At 71.7% G+C, this 2,051-nt stretch carries 3 protein-coding genes; all 3 read left to right on the plus strand.

What is annotated here, in order from left to right; all coding sequences use genetic code 11:
- A partial coding sequence (locus Q4I23_RS32390) for a tetratricopeptide repeat protein (RefSeq protein ID WP_498528963.1) occupies positions 1 to 506 on the plus strand: 506 nt, incomplete at its 5' end.
- A gap of 146 nt (positions 507 to 652) precedes the next feature.
- Positions 653 to 952: a FeoA family protein gene (locus tag Q4I23_RS32395; RefSeq protein ID WP_051658377.1), complete on the plus strand. Its 300-nt coding sequence runs from the start codon at positions 653 to 655 to the stop codon at positions 950 to 952.
- Between the two features lie 53 nt (positions 953 to 1,005).
- The coding region (locus Q4I23_RS32400) for a FeoB small GTPase domain-containing protein (RefSeq protein WP_498528964.1) at positions 1,006 to 2,051 on the plus strand (1,046 nt) is incomplete at its 3' end.

Here is a 2,051-nt window from a genome sequence, read left to right on the forward strand (position 1 = left end):
CCCGGGGGGGGGGGGGGGGGCCGTGGCTGCGCGCCGGCGACAATGTGCGGGCGGAGCGGGCCTACAGCCGCGCCCTGGCGCTCCAGCCGGACGATGTGGACCTGCTGATCGACCGCGCCATCGCGCGGGCCGAGACGGAGCGCTTCTGGGACGCCGTGGCCGACCTGGACGCGGCGCTGAAGAAGGACCCGCGGCGGCCCGAGGCCTATCTCTACCGCGCCGCCGCCCACAAGGCGCTCGCCAACGACCGGCAGGCCGTCGCCGACATCGACCGCGCGCTGGAGCTGCGCCCCGGCGATCCCGACGCCCTGCTGCTGCGCGCCAACATCAAGGCGCAGGCCGGCAATCTGCCCGGCGCGCGTGAGGATTGGAGCCAGATCGTCCGCAACACGCCGAACAGCGCGGCGGCGAAGACGGCGCAGGCCAACCTCGACCGCTCCGCCAGGGCGCCGGCGCCCACCGTCAAAGGCGACGCGAAGGGGCCGGCGGCCCCCGCAAAGCCCTAATCGTAGTGGGGGCGTTACGCTCATTTTACAAGGCTCCTGCGACATTTAGCCGGCTGGACGAGTGCGAACGCTTCGCAGGATCATCCGCGGCGAAGAGGGGCGGACAGGAACGCGCCCCCCACCTCCCGGTGCGATCAGGTGCAGCCATGAGCGGTCATCCCACCCCCGAAACGGGCCAGTCCCCCGGCGGACGGCATTTGGGCGAGTTGAAGAAGGGCGAGCGCGCCCGCGTGACCGGCGTCGATGAGCGGGGGGTCGTCACCACCCTTCCCGAAGGGGAGCTGGAGCGGCGCATGATCGAGATGGGGCTGGTCGAAGGCTCCCACGTCGAGGTCCTGCACGAAGCCTTTCCGGGCCGCGACCCCATCGCCATCCGCGTGAATGAGCACACGCTGGCGCTCCGCCGCGCCGAGGCGCGCGCCGTGCTGGTGGCGCCCGCCGCCTGACGCGCGGCGCCGCCACCCTCCTTCAAAGCGACCCCCTGCAAGGACATCCGGCCATGTCGGTCCTGGACTCCGCCCTGCCGCCGCGCATCGCGCTGGTCGGCAACCCGAACTGCGGCAAGACCGCCCTGTTCAACGCGCTCACCGGTTCCCGCCAGAAGGTGGCGAACTACCCCGGCGTCACCGTGGAACGGAAGATTGGGCATTTCGTCAGCCCGCTCGGCCGCCGCGTTCAGGTGATCGACCTGCCGGGCACCTACAGCCTGCGCGCCCGCTCCCCCGACGAGGAGGTGACCCGCGACGTCGTGCTCGGCCGCTTCTCGCACGAGGACAGCCCCGACCTGCTGGTCTGCGTCGCCGACGCCACCAACCTGCGCCTGAACCTGCGGCTGGTGGTGGAGCTGAAGCGGCTGGGCCGCCCGATCATCCTGGCGCTGAACATGATGGACGCGGCGGAGAAGCGCGGCTGCCGCATCGACGCGGCGGCCCTGTCCGCAGCGCTCGGCGTGCCGGTGGTGCCGACCGTCGCCATCCGCCGCGGCGGCGTCCAGCCGCTGCTGGAGCAGATCGACGGCGCCATGGCCATGGCGGCCGATGCGGCGGAGAACCCTGCCCCCTGCGGCTGGAGCGAGCCCTCCTCGCGCGACCTGCGGGCCTATCATCAGGAGGTCGAAAGGCTGTTGGCCGGCTGCGTGGCCGAGGCCGGCCTGCCGCCGCTGGCGACCCGGCGGGTGGACGCCGTGCTGCTGCACCCGGTGTTCGGGCTGGCCTTCCTGTTCCTCGTGCTGTTCCTGATGTTCCAGGCGGTGTTCGCCTGGGCCGAGGCGCCGATGAACCTGATCGACGGCGCGGTCAGCGGGCTCAAGGACTGGGTGGCCGCCACCCTGCCGGACGGCGCGCTGCGCAGCCTGCTGACCGACGGGATCATCGCCGGGGTGGGCAGCGTGGTCATCTTCCTGCCGCAGATCCTCGTGCTGTTCTTCTTCATCCTGGTGCTGGAGGCGACCGGCTATCTCGCCCGCGCCGCCTTCCTGCTGGACCGGCTGATGGGCGGGGTGGGGCCTGTCTCTTATACACATCTCCGAGCCCACGAGACTATAAC

This window comes from Azospirillum sp. UFLA03-27, assembly GCF_059803775.1.

Bases quoted from the DNA above. Each gene is read 5' to 3' on its own strand.
- Q4I23_RS32395 (WP_051658377.1), top strand. From the start codon at position 653: ATGAGCGGTCATCCCACCCCCGAAACGGGCCAGTCCCCCGGCGGACGG.